18 protein-coding genes are annotated in these 16,645 nt (G+C 61.9%); 11 read left to right on the forward strand and 7 right to left on the reverse strand.

The annotated features are described in order from the left end of the window. Positions 1-16: 16 nt before the first annotated feature. Positions 17-2,176, reverse strand: a complete 2,160-nt coding sequence (locus QFZ94_RS07330) for a protein kinase domain-containing protein (protein WP_429456040.1) — start codon at positions 2,174-2,176, stop codon at positions 17-19. Positions 2,177-2,609: 433 nt separating this feature from the next. On the opposite strand from QFZ94_RS07330, the gene QFZ94_RS07335 reads away from it, so the two are divergent. From QFZ94_RS07335 to QFZ94_RS07360, 6 genes are all read left to right on the forward strand, one after another. Continuing rightward, a complete protein-coding gene (locus tag QFZ94_RS07335) occupies positions 2,610-2,879 on the forward strand; it encodes a hypothetical protein (protein ID WP_368582962.1) in 270 nt (89 codons plus the stop codon). A gap of 88 nt (positions 2,880-2,967) precedes the next feature. Beyond that, a complete protein-coding gene (locus QFZ94_RS07340) occupies positions 2,968-3,267 on the forward strand; it encodes a hypothetical protein (protein WP_410851150.1) in 300 nt (99 codons plus the stop codon). Between the two features lie 195 nt (positions 3,268-3,462). Then, positions 3,463-3,681 (forward strand): hypothetical protein, encoded by a 219-nt coding sequence (locus QFZ94_RS07345; RefSeq protein ID WP_429456041.1) that lies wholly within the window; start codon positions 3,463-3,465, stop codon positions 3,679-3,681. A 344-nt stretch (positions 3,682-4,025) separates the two neighbouring features. Further along, positions 4,026-4,235: a hypothetical protein gene (locus QFZ94_RS07350; RefSeq protein ID WP_429456042.1), complete on the forward strand. Its 210-nt coding sequence runs from the start codon at positions 4,026-4,028 to the stop codon at positions 4,233-4,235. Positions 4,236-4,462: 227 nt separating this feature from the next. Then, positions 4,463-4,618 carry a DUF3309 family protein gene (locus QFZ94_RS07355; RefSeq protein ID WP_013092523.1) on the forward strand — a complete coding sequence of 52 codons (156 nt, stop codon included), beginning with the start codon at positions 4,463-4,465 and terminating at the stop codon, positions 4,616-4,618. 105 nt (positions 4,619-4,723) lie between these two features. After that, a complete protein-coding gene (locus QFZ94_RS07360; protein WP_368582967.1) occupies positions 4,724-5,524 on the forward strand; it encodes an SDR family oxidoreductase in 801 nt (266 codons plus the stop codon). Positions 5,525-5,762: 238 nt separating this feature from the next. Here QFZ94_RS07360 and QFZ94_RS07365 read toward each other — a convergent pair whose 3' ends face one another. Beyond that, entirely contained in the window at positions 5,763-6,392 is a 630-nt protein-coding gene (locus QFZ94_RS07365; RefSeq protein ID WP_429456043.1) for a LysE family translocator, read from the reverse strand. Positions 6,393-6,728: 336 nt separating this feature from the next. On the opposite strand from QFZ94_RS07365, the gene QFZ94_RS07370 reads away from it, so the two are divergent. Further along, entirely contained in the window at positions 6,729-7,202 is a 474-nt protein-coding gene (locus tag QFZ94_RS07370; RefSeq protein WP_013092527.1) for an Lrp/AsnC family transcriptional regulator, read from the forward strand. A 21-nt stretch (positions 7,203-7,223) separates the two neighbouring features. Here QFZ94_RS07370 and QFZ94_RS07375 read toward each other — a convergent pair whose 3' ends face one another. From QFZ94_RS07375 to QFZ94_RS07390, 4 genes are all read right to left on the reverse strand, one after another. After that, complete coding sequence (locus QFZ94_RS07375; RefSeq protein WP_429456044.1) at positions 7,224-8,012, reverse strand: alpha/beta fold hydrolase; 789 nt, start codon at positions 8,010-8,012, stop codon at positions 7,224-7,226. An 87-nt stretch (positions 8,013-8,099) separates the two neighbouring features. After that, complete coding sequence (locus QFZ94_RS07380; protein WP_429456045.1) at positions 8,100-8,447, reverse strand: DUF4148 domain-containing protein; 348 nt, start codon at positions 8,445-8,447, stop codon at positions 8,100-8,102. A gap of 40 nt (positions 8,448-8,487) precedes the next feature. Continuing rightward, a complete protein-coding gene (locus QFZ94_RS07385; RefSeq protein WP_368624112.1) occupies positions 8,488-8,835 on the reverse strand; it encodes a DUF4148 domain-containing protein in 348 nt (115 codons plus the stop codon). Positions 8,836-9,216: 381 nt separating this feature from the next. Continuing rightward, on the reverse strand, positions 9,217-10,260 hold the full coding sequence (locus QFZ94_RS07390) for an alpha/beta fold hydrolase (RefSeq protein ID WP_429456046.1): 1,044 nt from the start codon (positions 10,258-10,260) through the stop codon (positions 9,217-9,219). Positions 10,261-10,626: 366 nt separating this feature from the next. On the opposite strand from QFZ94_RS07390, the gene QFZ94_RS07395 reads away from it, so the two are divergent. The 4 genes from QFZ94_RS07395 to QFZ94_RS07410 all read left to right on the forward strand — a co-directional run bounded on the left by QFZ94_RS07395 (position 10,627) and on the right by QFZ94_RS07410 (position 14,259). Further along, positions 10,627-11,343 carry a cytochrome c biogenesis CcdA family protein gene (locus tag QFZ94_RS07395; RefSeq protein WP_368582976.1) on the forward strand — a complete coding sequence of 239 codons (717 nt, stop codon included), beginning with the start codon at positions 10,627-10,629 and terminating at the stop codon, positions 11,341-11,343. 1 nt (position 11,344) lies between these two features. Then, positions 11,345-11,884 (forward strand): thioredoxin family protein, encoded by a 540-nt coding sequence (locus tag QFZ94_RS07400; RefSeq protein ID WP_368582977.1) that lies wholly within the window; start codon positions 11,345-11,347, stop codon positions 11,882-11,884. Between the two features lie 295 nt (positions 11,885-12,179). Next, positions 12,180-12,569: a hypothetical protein gene (locus tag QFZ94_RS07405; protein ID WP_368582978.1), complete on the forward strand. Its 390-nt coding sequence runs from the start codon at positions 12,180-12,182 to the stop codon at positions 12,567-12,569. Positions 12,570-12,936: 367 nt separating this feature from the next. Continuing rightward, positions 12,937-14,259, forward strand: a complete 1,323-nt coding sequence (locus QFZ94_RS07410; protein WP_429456047.1) for an amidohydrolase family protein — start codon at positions 12,937-12,939, stop codon at positions 14,257-14,259. 60 nt (positions 14,260-14,319) lie between these two features. Here the strand turns inward: QFZ94_RS07410 and QFZ94_RS07415 are convergent, their stop codons facing one another. Then, positions 14,320-16,536, reverse strand: coding sequence for a beta-glucosidase (locus QFZ94_RS07415; RefSeq protein ID WP_429456048.1), 2,217 nt, complete (start codon positions 16,534-16,536; stop codon positions 14,320-14,322). Positions 16,537-16,645: the final 109 nt, after the last annotated feature.

Genomic DNA, 16,645 nt, shown 5'->3' on the forward strand with positions numbered 1-16,645 from the left:
TTGGCTCTCTGACGGATCATGGCTTGGCGGGTTTGGTCGTGATCGGCGCAAAGTCCGCCAACAGACGATCCTGACCGTATTGGCCGCCGATCTGCTTCAACCGCGTCTCGAGCGCGCGCAGATAATCGGCGCGCGCTTCGCTTTCCGGGCGCAGCTTGTCGAACAGCGGCACCGGCGTCACCACCAGCACCACCATCTCCGAGCCGAACGGCTTCGATACCGTCCAATCGCCCGCAGTGCTGCCGATCGTGTATGGACCGCCATTGGCCTGCATCTGGTTGTCCGGCCACAGACGGCTGGGCACCATGTGCACGACGTGGCCGTCTAGCTGGTAGTAGTCGACGGTCGCGAAGGAATCGAACGGGGGCGCTTTGAGGTCGACCACCAGCGAGTCGTTCTCGGTCAGCAAACCGCTTGGCGGTCGCATGTGCAGCGACGCTGCCCGTCCCGCCTGCCAGTTGCGCACCAGAAACGGCGCAAGCGTTTTGACGACGTCGCATTTGTCGTCGGCGAGCGGCCGCACGTCGAGCGAAACCGTATCGACGCCAGGCAGCCGCGACAAGGTCTCCTGCAGACGCGCGGCGCCGTACCGCTGCGACAGGAAACCGCGCACCGTCAGTGCGTGGTCCTGCACCGCGCCCGATAAAGCCGAACACGGTACGCGGGCAAGCGTGGGCGCGATCGCAGCAAGCGTCAACGCGGGCCTGGTCGCGGGCGACGGAGGCGCGGTTGCGGCCGCGCCACCCGTTGTAGGACTTCCTTCATTCGCGCCAGCCGACGGCGCCGTTTGTGCGGCATTCGTCGCAGGCGCGGCAGCGGACGCCGCAGCCGCCCGATCGACCTGGTCGCCCAGCGGTCCCGCCGCCTCGGATGGCGCGGCCTGCTGCCGGTGTGACCCCGAGCGAACCGCGAACACGCCCACGGTAACCGCGCAAACGACGGCCAGAGTAGCGAGCCCGGCCCACGCGAGCGACCCGGACTTCTCCGCGCGCGCTTCATTGTCGAACTCTGCGATAAAGCGCACGACGCTCGGCATCCGCGTATTGCGATCGAACGACAACGCGGCACGCAACGCGCGCCATTGGCGCGCATCGAGATTCGGCGGACGCTGAGGCTTGAAGTCGGCATTGCGCGCCTGCGTGGCCGACAGGCGATCGAACGGATGATGTCCGGTCAACAGCTCGTAAGTGATGCAGCCAAGCGCGTAGATATCGTCGCGCGGGTCCGGCTCGCGATGCTCGATCATCTCAGGACTCGCATAGGCCGGCGTCAACGCGCCGAGACTGCCGGGATCGAACACCGTCGCGTCGCTCTCCTCTTCCGGCCGCTGGAATACGCGCGCGATGCCGAAGTCGATCACTTTTACTTCGGCATTGGTGGTCAGAAACACGTTCGCGGGTTTGAAATCGCAATGGACGAAGCCGCGCTCGTGCGCGTACGCGAGCGCCGCGCACATGCCGCGCACGATCGGCAGCGCGGCCCGCACCGGCATGCCCTGATATCCAGGCGTGCGCAGCAGCTGGCTCAGCGGTTTGCCGCTCAGGTACTCCATCGTCAGATAGACGATCGGTCCGTCGCGGTCGAAGTCGTACACGGTGATGATGTTGCGATGGGCGAGCACCTGCGCCTTGCGTGCCTCGCGCTGCAATGCGACCAGCGAATTCGGATTGCCGCGAAACTGGACGTTCAGCACCTTGATCGCGAGATAGGGCTTGCGGTCCGACGCTTCGAGCTTGCGCAGATCGAGCGCCTTGTAGACGGTGCCCATGCCGCCTACGCCGAGGCACTCTTCGAGCACGAAGCGGTTGTTCAGCGTATCGCCGATGCCTTTGATGGTCTCGTGCGCGGCGCTTCCGGCGGTACTCGCGCTGCCCGCGTTGCCAGCGCTACCCGCGCTCGACGAACGCAGCGACGGTAGATCGACCGTGGTCTGTATGCCGGTTTCGTCGCCACCTGCCGCGACGTTCGACACGCGCAGCAGCTCGATGCGCCGCCGCACTTCCAGATAGAGATCGTCGGGCAACGGGGACTTGTGATGCGCAGCGTATAGCGTCTCCAGCAGCCGCGTCGGACCGAGTTGCTCGGTCGCCAACGCGCTGTCGAGCTGCGCGACGAACTCGTCGCGCGATAGCTCGCCGCTCTGGAAGTCGAGAATCACACGCGCAAGGCTAGCCATTTTTGCGAAGCACCGCCGTTGCCGCTGGACCGTGTCGCATGCGACCGACGCCACGCGGGTCGATAGAGAAGCTGTCGTATCCAGTTACATGTGCCGTTTCGATACTAGCTCCCGGTCCGCGCTTTCGCAAACCAGGCAAACCAGGCATGGGCCGCGCGCCGCGCCGCATGGTGTCGCGCGCAATGTCGTGCGCGAGCCAACAGGGTCCGCCGCGATGTCGGACCGCCGCCACCGCCTCTAGCGCGTCAACGCGGTTCGAGCGGACCGGCACGGCGGCCGAACCGCGCACAAAAGCCTTATACGACAAGGCTTCGTTGATTTCTTCAGGATAGTTCATTAAGACTGGCACAGCCTGTGCATTAGTGATGTCCGAGCAAACGAATTGCTCGAAACCACTCGCGACACTGCGAAAACTTCCCTCAGGAGACTCACCATGAAAACGCTGATGATCAAAGACCTGTCCGTTACCGAACAACTCGACAGCAAGGCCATGAAAGCCGTACGCGGTGGCTATGGCCCCAGCCAGTACTACAGCTTCGCCCCGGTCTATGCGCCGACGAGCATCAAGAACAGCACCACCTCGCAATTCATCGGTAACGAACTGAACTTCCAGAACGCCAATGGCAACAACGTTGCGTTCTCCGAAGGCATCGACTCGACGCTCAGCCCGTATGTCGTGTCGAGCAACTCCAACGGCCACTAATGCATGGCGCGGCGAGGCGCCTGCTGTCGCGGGCCGCTTCGCCGCCAGCCATGCATGTCCGCTTTCCATACGTTTTAGGAGAAACGCCATGTCATCCCTCATGATTCGCGATCTGCCCGGCGCGCGCGAACTCGATCGCCGGACCATGTCCGGGATCGCAGGCGGCACCGGCAGCAACGTGCCCATGCCCTCGGGCCCTGGTGGTCTCGGCAGCCTTGCCGGCATCGCCAACGTCAACGTCAATGTCAACGTCACCCAGAATCTGGCTCAACAGCAGATCGTCAATGTCGCAGCGCTCAATGACATCGGCTATATCGGCTCGGGCGTCGTGCTGCCGAAACTGAAAGTCGACCCGATCCTGGCGGGCGCCAATCTCTCCGCCGTGTAAGCCCGCGAAGCAGCGAGGGACCGGGGGTTCCTTCACTGCCGCGACAGCAGCACGGCAATGCATGCCGCGAGCGGATTTCCTATACTGATAGTGCGTTGAGACCTGAGTACAACGAATAGCACACTGAGCACATTCCGAGCCCGGCGGCCGGAACCCGAACGGGTCTGGCCGCCGGCGCGTTTTTCTGGAGCCGTCATGGCCAAGCTGAGCATGAAGGATCTGACCGAAAGCGTCGAGCTGGACCGCGAGGCGATGGCCGCCATCGTCGGGGGCGCTCGCGTCGGCGCGCGTTCGAGTCTCGCCGCGCCGCTGGTGCCGGCCGCGACGCGCGTCGTCGCATACCCGCCGGGCTTTCCTGACGCGCATCTGCGTATCGCGGAAGCCGCTTCGCCGCGCAAAGGGCGACGCCGCTAGGATTGCTCGCGGGGGCGTTTCACCAGCACGGCACGCGGAAATAGCGCGTGCCGTTTCCATTTGGGCTTGCGATTGAGTATGGCATGGGAGGGTTCGCCACGCGGCACGTTGCGCTGCGCCCCAACCATTAGTATGCGACCCGTGCGACGCGCGCAAACACTTCGACTCGCAATCGCGGTCGTATCCGGCTTGATTCAATGCGGCTATCGCGCGGATCCTTGCCAGGCTTCGCATCGCGGCCCCCGCTCCCTTTTGCGGCTCACTTCCCACACCTTGGCATAGGCCTTGCAGAAATCGAGGCGGGCGCCGCACTGTGCTCGCCTTTCACGTCAAGGAGAAATGCCATGAAAGCCACTGTGATCATCAAAGACCTGCCGCTCGGCGCGGGCGAGCCATCCAACGACAAAACGCTGAGCGCCGAACAGATGAAGACGCTGCGCGGCGGCCGATCGGTAGTCGTCAAGGTGGACGGTGGCGGCACGGGTACCGTCGACGATTGGGACATCAACACCGCGATCTTCGAAGGCCGCATCAACGGACCCTACCTTCTATAGGACGCGCGACGTGTCCGCAATTGGAAAAACGGCACCCTCCTCATGTTTTGAGCGCAATGGGTGCCGTTTCAATCGACTCGCGAATCTCCGCACGCGGCCTGCGCTGTCACCGTGATCCTCTTAACGGATCGGCCGTGGGCACGCGGTTTGCTCGCTAGGGATTACCCTGCGGCCTTGCGGCTGACCTAGGTGCAGCAGGTCCCCTTCAACCAGGCGGAGGTCATAACATGCTAGGAACCATTCTTCTCATCGTGCTGATTCTGCTGCTGATCGGCGCTTTTCCAGCGTGGCCGCACAGTCGGGCGTGGGGCTATGGTCCGACCGGCGGACTCGGCATCGTACTGATCGTGGTGATCGTTCTGCTGGTTGCCGGCGTGATATAGGCCGCGCGTCCTGGACTGGAACACCCGGCGGGCCGCCGTCTATCCGCGCGATGTCGCGCGCCGGTAGATGGCGGCTTCGCTTCTCGTCGTTGCCGGAGCACTCAAATGGAAAAGTTACTGGCCAATCAGGTCGCACTGATTACCGGTGCGAGTTCGGGAATCGGCTACGGCGTCGCCAAAGCACTCGCGGATGCCGGCGCGGCGGTCGTGCTCAATTATCATTCGCATGCGGAACCTGATGAAAAGCTCGCCGACGAAATAGAAAAATCCGGTGGATCCGCAATCGCGATCCAGGCAGACGTATCGAATCCCTCTCAGGTAGCGAACCTCTTCGAGGCGGGTCGCGCGCGCTTTGGCGGCATTGATATCGTGGTCGCGAATGCCGGACTGCAGAAGGACAGTCCACTCGCCGACATGACGCTCGACGATTGGCAACTCGTGCTGTCGACGAATTTAACCGGCCAGTTTCTAACCTGCCAGGCCGCGGTAAAAGAATTTCGCCGACGCGGCCCGACGACTGTATCGAAAGCGCTCGGCAAGATCATTTGCATGAGTTCCGTTCACGAGGTCATTCCGTGGGCGGGGCACGTCAATTACGCCGCGTCGAAAGGCGGCATTCAGATGTTCATGAAATCGCTGGCGCAGGAAGTGGCACCCGAGCGCATTCGCGTCAATTCGATTGCGCCGGGCGCGATCCGTACGCGGATCAATCAGGACGCGTGGGATTCGCAAGCAGCACTCGACAAACTATTGCAGTTGATTCCCTACGGACGCGTCGGTGCCGTGGAAGATATCGGCAAGGCGGCGGTGTGGCTTGCGTCCGATGAAAGCGATTATGTCGTCGGCACGACGCTGTTCGTCGATGGCGGGATGACGCTGTACCCGGGCTTTTCGAATAACGGCTAAAGCTTCGTACGTGACCACATGTGCCTTTCCGACTCAGGCACGCTGCCTGCTAAAACTCCTGTGTATTCGAACTTCAATACGAAAGGAGATGACATCATGCCTTACCTGATTGGCTGGCTGCTTGGCGTTCCGTTGATCGTACTGATCATCCTGTACCTCATTTTCCATTGACCTCGCGCGGTACAGACGATAAGGATGACGTTGTTCCCGCGGCGGCGGTATGCGGCTAGTTTCGTAGTCAGCGTACCGCCGCCATCAGCGCGCCCATCCCGACCAGCAAGCTACCCATCAGGCGGTTCACGACGCGCAACCGCGAGGGGCGCTGCAAAACCGTGCGCAGACGGTGCGAGAAGATCGCCGTCGACGCGACGCCCAACGCGAACATCAGCGCAAAAGTACTGGCCAGCAACAGGTATTGATGATTGGCCGACCAATCGACTTCATTCGACGAAGTACTGATGAACTGCGGAAAGAAAGACGGAAAGAACAATAGCGTTTTCGGATTCAGGCCCGACGTCGCGAAGCCGCGCCAAAACAAACCGCGTTGTCCGGCGCTTTTTGCCGGAAGCGGAGAAGCCGAGAATGTGCCGCTTCGCCATTGTTTGAAGCCCAGATAAACCAGATATATCGCGCCGGCCCAGCGCAGCACGATTAGCGCGCGCTCATCGATCAGCAATAGCGAGTTCAGACACAACGCGGTAAAAGCGAGTTGCAGCAATACCGCACAGGTGCCACCCCATACACAGGGCAATGCCGCGCGCCATCCGGCGGTAAGCGCCTGACTCATCGTAAGAACATTGACCGGGCCGGGCGAATAAACGAGTACGGCGGACGCGAGAAGAAACGAAACATACAACTGGATCGGCATCGGCGAATCAGCGGGCAAAAGAGAGTTGCGATAGACACATGCGGCGACATGCGTCCATGCCCGGCGAGCGCGTCTTCCGGCGTGGGTAACGCCGGAATTCGCCCGCGTGCCGCCTTACCGTGAAGGCGGCGAGACACCGAAAAAGCGGCTTTTGGCCACGGAGGATCGCCGGCGCGAGGCCCGCGGTCCGGGCGGTTGTCCCGGGCATGAATGCACGCTGAAAATATACCGGGAGCCCCGCTGGATAGGCTTCTTAAACGCATCTGCTTATGCCGCCTATTCGGAACGATCTTCACTTACAATATTGTTCCGCAAAATATGCTTCCCATATCGTTGATGAACACCCGAAACCGCCCGCTCGACGCGCTCGATCGCAAGATCATGCGCGAGCTTCAGAAGAACGCCCGGCTCAGTAATGCGGATCTTGCCGAACTGGTCGGCATGTCGACCACCGCGTGCTGGAATCGCACGCGGCAGCTCGAAAACGAAGGGTATATCCGCGGCTATGTCGCGTTGCTCGATCAGCAGAAGCTCGGTTTCGCGGACGTCGTGCTGCTCGAAGTCACGCTCGACCGCCACGACGAAGACGCGCTCGCGCGCTTCGGCGCCGAGCTCGCCACGCTCAGCGAAGTACTCGAAGCGTACCTGGTGTCTGGCGATTACGACTACCTGGTCAAGGTCGCGGTAGACGGCACCGCCGGCTACGAACGCTTTCTGCGAGAAAAGCTCTACAAGATCGCAGGCATTCGCCATAGCCGCTCGATGTTCGCGCTGCGCTGCATGAAGAGCATTCCGTCGATCGCAATCTGATTGGCGATCAGACTGCGCGTTTTAACGCGCGTCCCTCGAGGCGGCGATGATCGCATCGGCCACCGCTTGCGGCTGACTCAGCATCGCGACATGGCTCGTGTCGACGCGCGTGATCTTCGCGTCGATGTGCTTCGCCATCTCGAGTTGCAAGGCCGGATCGATCATGCGGTCGCGGCCCGACACCACGAAGTACGACGGCTTGTCATGCCAGGCGGCGTTCGTCACCTTGTCGTCGATACAGCCAGCGGCCCACGGCTGCTGGGTCGCCGCGATCAGGCGTTTCTGCGGCAGCGGCAGATCCTGCGCGAAGTCGTCGAGCACCGCGTGGGTCGATAGCGTCAGATAACCGGCCGAGTCCTTGCGCAACTCATCAGCCCAGACCGGCGCGGGTTTGTCTTTCGTGATGTCGGCGATGGACTGGCTGTTGTCCGGCGCAAATGCCGCGACGTATACGAGGCTCTTCACCTTGTCGTCGTTGCCGGCTTCGCTGACCACCACGCCGCCCCATGAATGGCCGACCAGAATCACAGGTCCGTTCTGCTGCGCGATCACGCGCCGGGTGGCCGCCACGTCGTCGGCGAGCGAACTCAGCGGATTCTGCACGGCCACGACATGCAGGCCGCGCGCTTCGAGCAACGGGATCACCTTGTCCCAGCTGGACCCGTCGGCGAAAGCGCCATGGACGAGTACGACGTTCTTGCCCTTCAGGTCGTCGGACGGCGCAGCCTGAGCGAACTCCGTGGCCTGCAATGCGAACAGTCCGCCCAGCAACAGAACGGAACCGAGAATTTTCTTCAGCAGCGTGGTCATCGTTTATATCTCGTCAGGTGGGTTAAACAAGGCGTCCGCGCGTCGACGTGAATCGGTGCGCGCGGACGCCTTGCTCATTTGCATCGATCACGAATGCGCGTAGATGGAACCGAGGCCGACGACGTTGGAGCCGTCATACACGCGATCCGCCGCCGCATGCTTCATCGGCAGGTGCGAGCCCGAAGCCGAACTGCCGTTCGCGACACCGCCGTAGGCGGCTGCGTCATGGCTCGCGCTGATGCGCGCCTCGGCCGCCTCGATGTTCTGCGGGTATTGCGTGTTGTCGCTGGCCGGGTTGTAGCCGGCCTTTTGCAATTGAACCAGCTCCGCGCGAACTTCAGCACGAGTGAGCGCGTGTTGCGGTTGCGATTGCGCAAACGAAACAACGGGAACAGCAACGAGTGCGGCGACGAGCAGCGATTGAACGAGTTTCATGAGTCTTCTCCGGGTATCAGAACATTCAGGGATCAACGAATCAGGAGTGCGCGTAGATGGAGCCGAGGCCGACGACGTTCGAGCCGTCGTTGGCGCTATGCGCGGCCGCATGCTTCATCGGCACATGCGAGCTGGACGCCGAGCTTCCGTTCTCGACACCGCCGTAAGCGGTAGCGTCGTTGCCCGCGCTGACACGCGCTTCAGCTGCCTCGATGTTCTGCGGGTATTGCGCGTTGTCACTAGCCGGGCTATAGCCGGCCTTCTGCAACTGGACCACCTGCGCGCGAACTTCAGCACGAGTGAGCGCCTGTTGCGGTTGCGATTGCGCGAACGAAACAACAGGAGCGGCGACGAGTGCAGCGACGATCAGCGATTGAACGAGTTTCATGAGTCTTCTCCGGGTATCAAACCATCAGGGATAAGGATTGAGCGGGACACAAAACCATCAGCGCAGATACACTGTGACGCCCCGCCTGATTCACACGCAACGTTGTGAATCAACCTTGCGTGAAGACATTAGAACGCCCCAACGTATCTGCAATGTTTTCGTCACCCCCCATTTCTGCAAGCGTGTTTGTCTGCGTACGCCGTTGATACATTGCGATACAAAACCCCGCTTCCGAACATGCGGCGCAGGGCCGGCGTCGCATGCGTCGTGCGAGTTGCGCGTGTGCTGCAAATGGCCCGCCCATGAAAAAAAACCCGGCAGCCGTGCGTTCGGCTACCGGGGTTCCGTTCAGAAGAGAGAAGCCGGCTAACGCCGGCTCGATCAAAGGCGCGTGACGTCGAGAATCGCATCCGCGAAAGCTTTCGGCGCTTCCTGCGGCAGGTTGTGGCCGATGCCGCCGCTGATGTTGCGGTGCTGATACTTGCCGGTGAACTTCTTCGCGTATGCAGCGGGCTCCGGATGCGCGGCGCCGTTCGCGTCGCCTTCGAGCGTGATGGTCGGCACCGCGATCGTCGGTCCGGTGGCGAGGCGCTTTTCGAGTTCGTCGTATTGCGGCTCGCCCTGCGCGAGTCCCAGACGCCAGCGGTAGCTGTGAATCACCACGGCAACATGGTCCGGGTTATTGAACGATTCTGCGGAGCGCTCGAAGGTGGCGTCGTCGAAATTCCATTTCGGCGAGGCGGTATGCCAGATCAGCTTGTTGAAGTCGTGACGGTTCGCTTCATAACCGGCACGGCCACGCTCGGTGGCGAAATAGAACTGATACCACCACGCGAGTTCGGCCTTCGGCGGCAACGGCGCGCGGTTAGCCTCCTGGCTGCCGATCAGATAACCACTCACCGACACCATCGCCTTCACGCGTTGCGGCCACAGCGCGGCGACGATGTTCACCGTGCGTGCGCCCCAGTCGAAGCCGCCGAGCACGGCCTTGTCGATTTTCAGCGCGTCCATCAGGTTGATGATGTCGACCGCGACCACTGCCTGCTGGCCGTTGCGCGGCGTATCCGCCGACAGGAAACGGGTGCCGCCGTAGCCGCGCAGGTAAGGCACGATCACGCGATAACCGGCCGCCGTCAGCAACGGCGTTACTTCGGCGAAGCTGTAGATGTCGTAAGGCCAGCCGTGCAGCAGAATGACCACTGGTCCGTTCTGCGGGCCCGCTTCCGCGTAGCTGATGCTCAGCGTGCCTGCATTGATCGAGCGAATGTTCTCGAACGACGCCACGCGCGCGCCTGCTCTCGCATTGCCGGCCGTGTCGGCCGATTGCGCATGCGCGAGCCCGCTCAGTCCCAATTCGAGCAGGCTGATACCCGCAACCGCCGTTCCAAGAAAGCGGCGGCGACGGCTATTGATCTGATCCGACATGGTTGTTCTCCTTCAAGCCAGGCTTTGATACGGAATTTGGAATAAACGAATCGAACACTGCTTGAGATGAATGGTGACAGCTCAGGCTGTCATCAGGAAGAGCAACTAAGTTCACAGGTCGTTGCTTTACAGGCAACGCAGGCCGTAGTCGACTACACACACGCGCGGCATCACCAACAGCGCCTTCCTCACGCTGGGACCGTTCGGCAACCACCGCGGCGCGCATCGTCTCGTCAGCCGATTTGTGTCGCAATGTATCTGCGCCGTGCGCGGACATACAACATTGCAAGCGCGCCTGATCGCCGACATAAACCAGATACGCGTGAGCGTTCCAATACGGTCATCCCAGCCAACGGAACGCCCATCATGCACAGTACTCTCGAAACTCCGCTCGCCCTGCTCGCCGGGTTGCTGACGATTGCCTCTCCCTGCGTGCTGCCGGTGATGCCGATTCTGCTCGGCACTTCCGTCGAACAACCGAGCCGTACGCGGCCATTGTTCATCGTTGCCGGCTTCATTCTGACCTTCGCGTCTTTCGCGCTGCTATTGGGCGCGGTGTCGAGCACCGTGCACGTCGCGCAACAGGTACTGCGCAATACCGGCATCGCGTTGCTCGCACTGTCCGGACTTCTGCGTATCTGGCCGCGCCCCTACGACTGGCTCGTCGCGCAACTGCAAGGGCCGCTCGACCGGATCGGCGCGGCCATTGCGCCGGGCACGCAGCCGGGCAGCGGCAACGCGGGTGGCTTCGTGCTCGGCATGTCGCTCGGCGCGGTATGGACGCCCTGCGCCGGCCCCGTGCTCGCGTCGATTCTCGTGCTCGTCGTGAAGGCTCAGGACTTCGGTTGGTCGGCGCTGCTGCTCACGCTGTATGCGATCGGCGCGGCGATTCCGATGCTCGCGATCATCTACGGCGGACATTACGTGACGCGTCACGTACGTGTCGTCTCACGTCACGCAGAACGTCTGCAACAGGTGTTCGGCGTACTGGTGATGCTGACCGCACTCGCCATCTATTTGCAGTACGACGTGCTGCTGTACGCGCGGCTCGCCGGCCTTTTCCCCTCACTCAAAGGACTTTGACATGACTACCCGATTGAAAAACTTCGCCCTGTCCACCGCGTTTGCCGCCTGCGCGTTGATCGCGGCGAGTACGGCCGCGATCGCCGCGCCGCAGGAAAGCGGGCCGCCCGCACCCGAGCTCACGGGCATCACGCAATGGCTCAATAGCGAGCCGCTCAAATTGCAGCAGTTGCGCGGCAAAGTAGTACTCGTCGACTTCTGGACCTATAGCTGCATCAATTGCGCCAACACGCTGCCTTACGTGAAAAGCTGGAACCAGAAGTACAAGGACCAGGGGCTCACGGTGATCGGCGTGCATACGCCCGAATATCCGTTCGAACGCGACACCGGCAATGTGAAGACCGCGCTCAAGCGGCTCGGCATCACCTATCCGGTTGCGCAGGACAATCAGTACGCGACCTGGAATGCGTATAACAACCAGTACTGGCCCGCGTTCTATCTGATCGACAAGCAAGGTCATATCGTCTACTCGCACTTTGGAGAAGGCGACTATGCGCAGACCGAAGCCAGGATTCAGGCGCTGCTCGCGCAGAAGAACTGACGAAGCGCTCCGTCGCGATGACGCTGGTCGCGACGATCACCTACATCGAGCTTTGATCGCACAAACAAGCCCGCCTGAACCGAATCGTCGGGTCAGGCGGGCTTCTCTTTGTCCGCCAAACCCTGCTCCGGATTCGCTGCTTGCGACGCTTTCAAGGTGTAAAACGGACCTTTCGCGCCCCGGCTGGACGAACGAATTCGTCAAGACTTTTCCAATGGTACTATCGGCTGTCATTGCCGTTATTGTCCTTCTGGCCTTCGATCTCCGCATGACCTCTTCTCAGGAGAACCAACCCATGTCAGTACCGTCGCGGCTGTACAAAGCGGTTATTGGTAGCTTGCTCGTGTTGGAAACAATGGGCGCTCACGCGGCCATCAACCTTGGATTCCTGAGCGATACGCCGATCAGTCTGATGCGGCAAGCAGACATCGCGTCGATCCAGTCCGCAGTGAATCAGGCGCTCGATACCAAGCAGGATGGCGAAACACTCGACTGGACGAACGAGGCCACGCGCAACAGGCCTCGTGTCCACGCGACGATCACACCCTCACACACGGTCAAGGAAGAAGCGCGAACATGCCGGGTCGCGGCAATCGACCTCAGTGCAAGAGGACAAACCATGCATCTCACTCCGCGATTCTGCCGGTCCGGTTCGGACAATTGGGAATTTCAGCGCCGCCACTGAATACTCGAAGATTCGGCGTTCACCGATTCGGCGGGCTGGCCCTCGCTACGCCCGCTCGTCGCACTACCTTAGTTCGACCGATCATTTCCGCACTCCGCTCACGCATTTGCCATCCACGTTCGCAGCAGATACTCTGTGCTGGCTTGACTCTCACGTCGCCAATTGTGAACTGTAGTCAGACGGCGGCTTTCGATGCACAGTGGTCCACGTCATGGGGTGAGCTATGCCTTCAGGAAAGTATCTTGGCAATAAAATAGTCAGTCCATCTTCTTCATGTCTTTGCGACAAGTCACAAGTGCAATATGCAAACCGCCGTATTAGTGCCGACCTGTCGCGCCGCGGTTTTGTCACTGGTCTCGCCGCATCGATGTTGAGTCTGGTACTGCCCGGACTCAGCAATGCCCAAACCACCGTGCCGCCAGCACCGCCCGCGAAGCCGGTGCTGTTCACGAACTTCCGTTTGTTCGATGGCAAATCGTCGACGTTGCGTGACGGCCTCTATATGGTTGTCGAGGGTGACAGCATTAGCCAGTTGGGTCGAGGTCAACCGGCTTCGATCGACGGCAAGACGCTGGTCGATTGCGGTGGCAAGGTGATGATGCCCGGCATGATCGACATGCACTGGCATGCACTGCTCGCGGCGGTGCCGGTTCAGGTCATCCTTCAATCCGACATTTCGCTCGTCCATATTGCCGCAAGCGCTGAAGCCGAACGCACGCTACTGCGCGGCTTTACGACGATCCGCGACGCGGGCGGCCCGTCATTCGCGCTGAAGCAGGCAATCGATAGCGGCATGATTTCCGGACCGCGCATCTATCCGTCTGGCGCGATGATCACGACCACCGGCGGTCACGGCGATTTTCGCGCACTGAGCGAAATGCCGCGCACCAGCAGCCAGATCACCCAATTGGAACGGGACGGTGGCTTCGCGATCGCCGACACGGAAGACGAAGTCCGCTTGCGCGTTCGCGAGCAGTTCATCCAGGGCGCGACGCAGATCAAGCTGGTCGGCTCCGGTGGCGTATCGACGCCGCGCAGCCCGCTCGACATGCTCACCTTCACCGAAAAGCAGTTGCGCGCGGCCGTCGAAACAGCGGCCGACTGGGGCACCTATGTGCTCTCGCATGCGTACATGCCCGAAGCGGTTCAGCGCTCCGTTGCGGCAGGCGTGCAGTGCATCGAGCACGCTCATCTGATGGACGACAAGACCGCGGCGTTGATGGCGAAGAACGGCACATGGTTGAGCACGCAGCCGTTCGTCAACGAAGACGACGTGGGCCCGCTCGCCCCGCAGAGTCGCGAGAAGTTTCTCGACGTGATCGCGGGCACCGATCGCGCTTTCAAACTCGCGCGCAAGCATGGCATCAAGGTCGCATTCGGTACGGACCTGATCTTTTCGCAGGCCGTGGCCGCGGGGCAAGGCAGGATGCTCACGCATATGAAGCGTTGGTACAGCGGAGCCGAGGCATTGACCATGGCAACGGGCACCAATGGACAACTACTCGCGCTGTCCGGGCACCGCAATCCGTATCCGCGCAAGCTCGGCGTACTCGAAGAAGGTGCATACGCCGATCTGCTTCTCGTCGATGGCAATCCGCTCGAGAATCTCGACCTGATGGCTAACCCGGAGCAGAACCTGCGGATCGTCATGAAGGATGGAAAGTTCTACAAGAACACGCTGAAAGCGTAATCGGTAATACAAGCGGGCGCGCAACTTCGCGCGCCCGCGTTCGCTACGACGTCACACTATTTAGCCACGCCCCTGCAGACGGATGTCGCGCGACGATGCGCCGACGTACACCGTGCTGCCCGGCACATAGCGCCAACGGTTGCTCGTGGTGTCCCACACGCTCTGCATGCGCTGCGTCACGACCACGTGCACGCGACGCGATTCGCCCGGGTTCAGACCAACCTTGTCCCAGCCGACGAGACGACGCGGCGGCTCACCCTGATACGGCACACCGAGGTACACCTGCGGCACTTCCGCACCGGCGACGCGACCATCGTTACGCACGTTGAACGACACGTCGATCAGACCGCCCGGCAGATGCTGAACCGATAGACCCGAGTATGCGAAGTGCGTGTACGACAGGCCGTAGCCAAACTCGAACATCGGCGTGATGTTCTGCGAGTCGTACCAGCGATAGCCCATATCGAGCTTCTCGGAGTACACCGGGTTCGCCGCAAATGCGCCATTCGTGCCCCACGTCGGCGTGTCCTGGTCGCGCACCGGGAACGTGACGGGGAGCTTGCCGGAAGGATTGACCTTGCCGAACAGCACGTTCGCAATCGCGTTGCCGCCGCCTTCGCCCGGATACCATGCTTCGACGATCGCCGACACGCTGTCCTTCCACGGCATCAGCACCGGGTTGCCGCTTTCGACGACGACGATCGTATGCGGATTGGCCGCCGCAACCGCTTCGACGAGTGCATCCTGGTTAGTCGGATTCGCGAGGCCCAGGCTCGGCAGATCGCCGATATCCTCGCCGGCCGGCTGCGCGACCACTACGATGGCGACGTCGGAGTTCGCGGCCAGCGTTGCTGCCTGGGTGATCTGCTGCTGCGTGTAGGCGGCAAACGGCGACTGCTGATCGCTGTTGCCGGCGAAGGTCACCGTGGCCTGCGGCGCGAGCGCCTTGATCGCCGACACGATCGGCGTGTTCAGCTTCAGCCACGGGTTGGTCCACCAGCTGCAGCCCGTCGTGGTGCCGAACGTCAAGCCGCCGCAACCGGCGAACGCGCCCGTCACCGGATCGCGTGTGTTGCCCGAACCGCCGCCCGTCAGCACCGCCGCGTCGGCGTGGCCGCCGATCACCGCGATGCGCGACAGCGAACCGGCGGAGAGCGGCAGCTGATTGCTGGCGTTCTTCAACAGTACCATCGACTGCTCTTCGACCGACTGCGTGAAGGCTCTCGCGGCCGAGAAGTCGATGGTCGCGCCACCCTTCGGCGGATCGTCCATCACGCCCGTGCGGATCATCACGTACAGCTTGCGCTCGACCATGTCGTCGACGCGCGCGGTCGACACCGAGCCGTTCGCGATCGCCTGCTTGACCAGCGTGGGCGTCAGATAGACGGTCGAACCGACGTCTTCTTCCTCGTCGAGACCGGCATTGATCGCGGGTGCCGTGCTATGCGCCGCGCCCCAGTCCGACTGCACCTGACCTTCGAAGTGCCAGTCGTTCTTCAGCACGTCGTTGAGAATGTGCGAGTTCTCGCAGGCATAGGTGCCGTTGACCTCGTTGTAGCTGCACATCACACTGCCCGGCTGCGCGCGGCGCGCGGCGATTTCGAACGGCAGCAGATAGAGCTCGCGCATCGTGCGCTCGTCGATCTGGCTGTTGCCGCCGCCGCGGTTGTGTTCCTGCTCGTTGCCCATGTAGTGCTTGATCGTCGCGATGACCTTCTGGCTTTGTGTGCCGTCGGTGCGTTCGGCGAGCATCTCGCCGGCGAGCACCGGATCTTCGCCGAGATACTCGAAGAGCCGGCCACCGCGCGGCTCACGCGCGAGGTTGGTGCCACCGCCGAGCCCCATGCCGAAGCCCTGCTGACGCAACTGGATCGCGATCTGCTTGCCGAAGTTCCACGACAGCGCGCGGTCCCAGCTCGCCGCCACCGCGAGCGTCGCGGGGAAGGTCGTCGATGGCTGGCTGGTGCTGCCCGAACCGGTGGCGGAGTCGACCATGTTCAGGTCGGGAATGCCAAGGCGCGGCACGCCCTGAATGTAGCCCGCGCCGCCGCCCGGCACAGCCGACATGGCGTACTGCGAATGAATGAACTGCAGCTTCTCGTCGATCGTCATCTTGTTGACGAGCGTTTCCGCGCGCCGGTGCGCCGCTGCCGACGCGAACGCGTTCAGCACCGTCGACGTAGGCGCGAAGTCGAGACCAGGAGTGGGAATTTCCGCGTGCGCAGCGGCGCTCACGGCCGCCGCTATCGCGACGGCCGGCCATAGTTTCTTCTGCATAGGTGTCTCTCCGAAATTGTGCTTTTCTGGGGCAACGGAGCGCGTCGGGTGGGTGGGAAGCGGACGCGAACACAGGCGTGCAGCGATGACTGCAAACGTTTGCCTGTTG

It is taken from the genome of Paraburkholderia sp. JPY465, assembly GCF_050436725.1.
In the GTDB taxonomy this organism is placed as follows: domain Bacteria; phylum Pseudomonadota; class Gammaproteobacteria; order Burkholderiales; family Burkholderiaceae; genus Paraburkholderia; species Paraburkholderia youngii.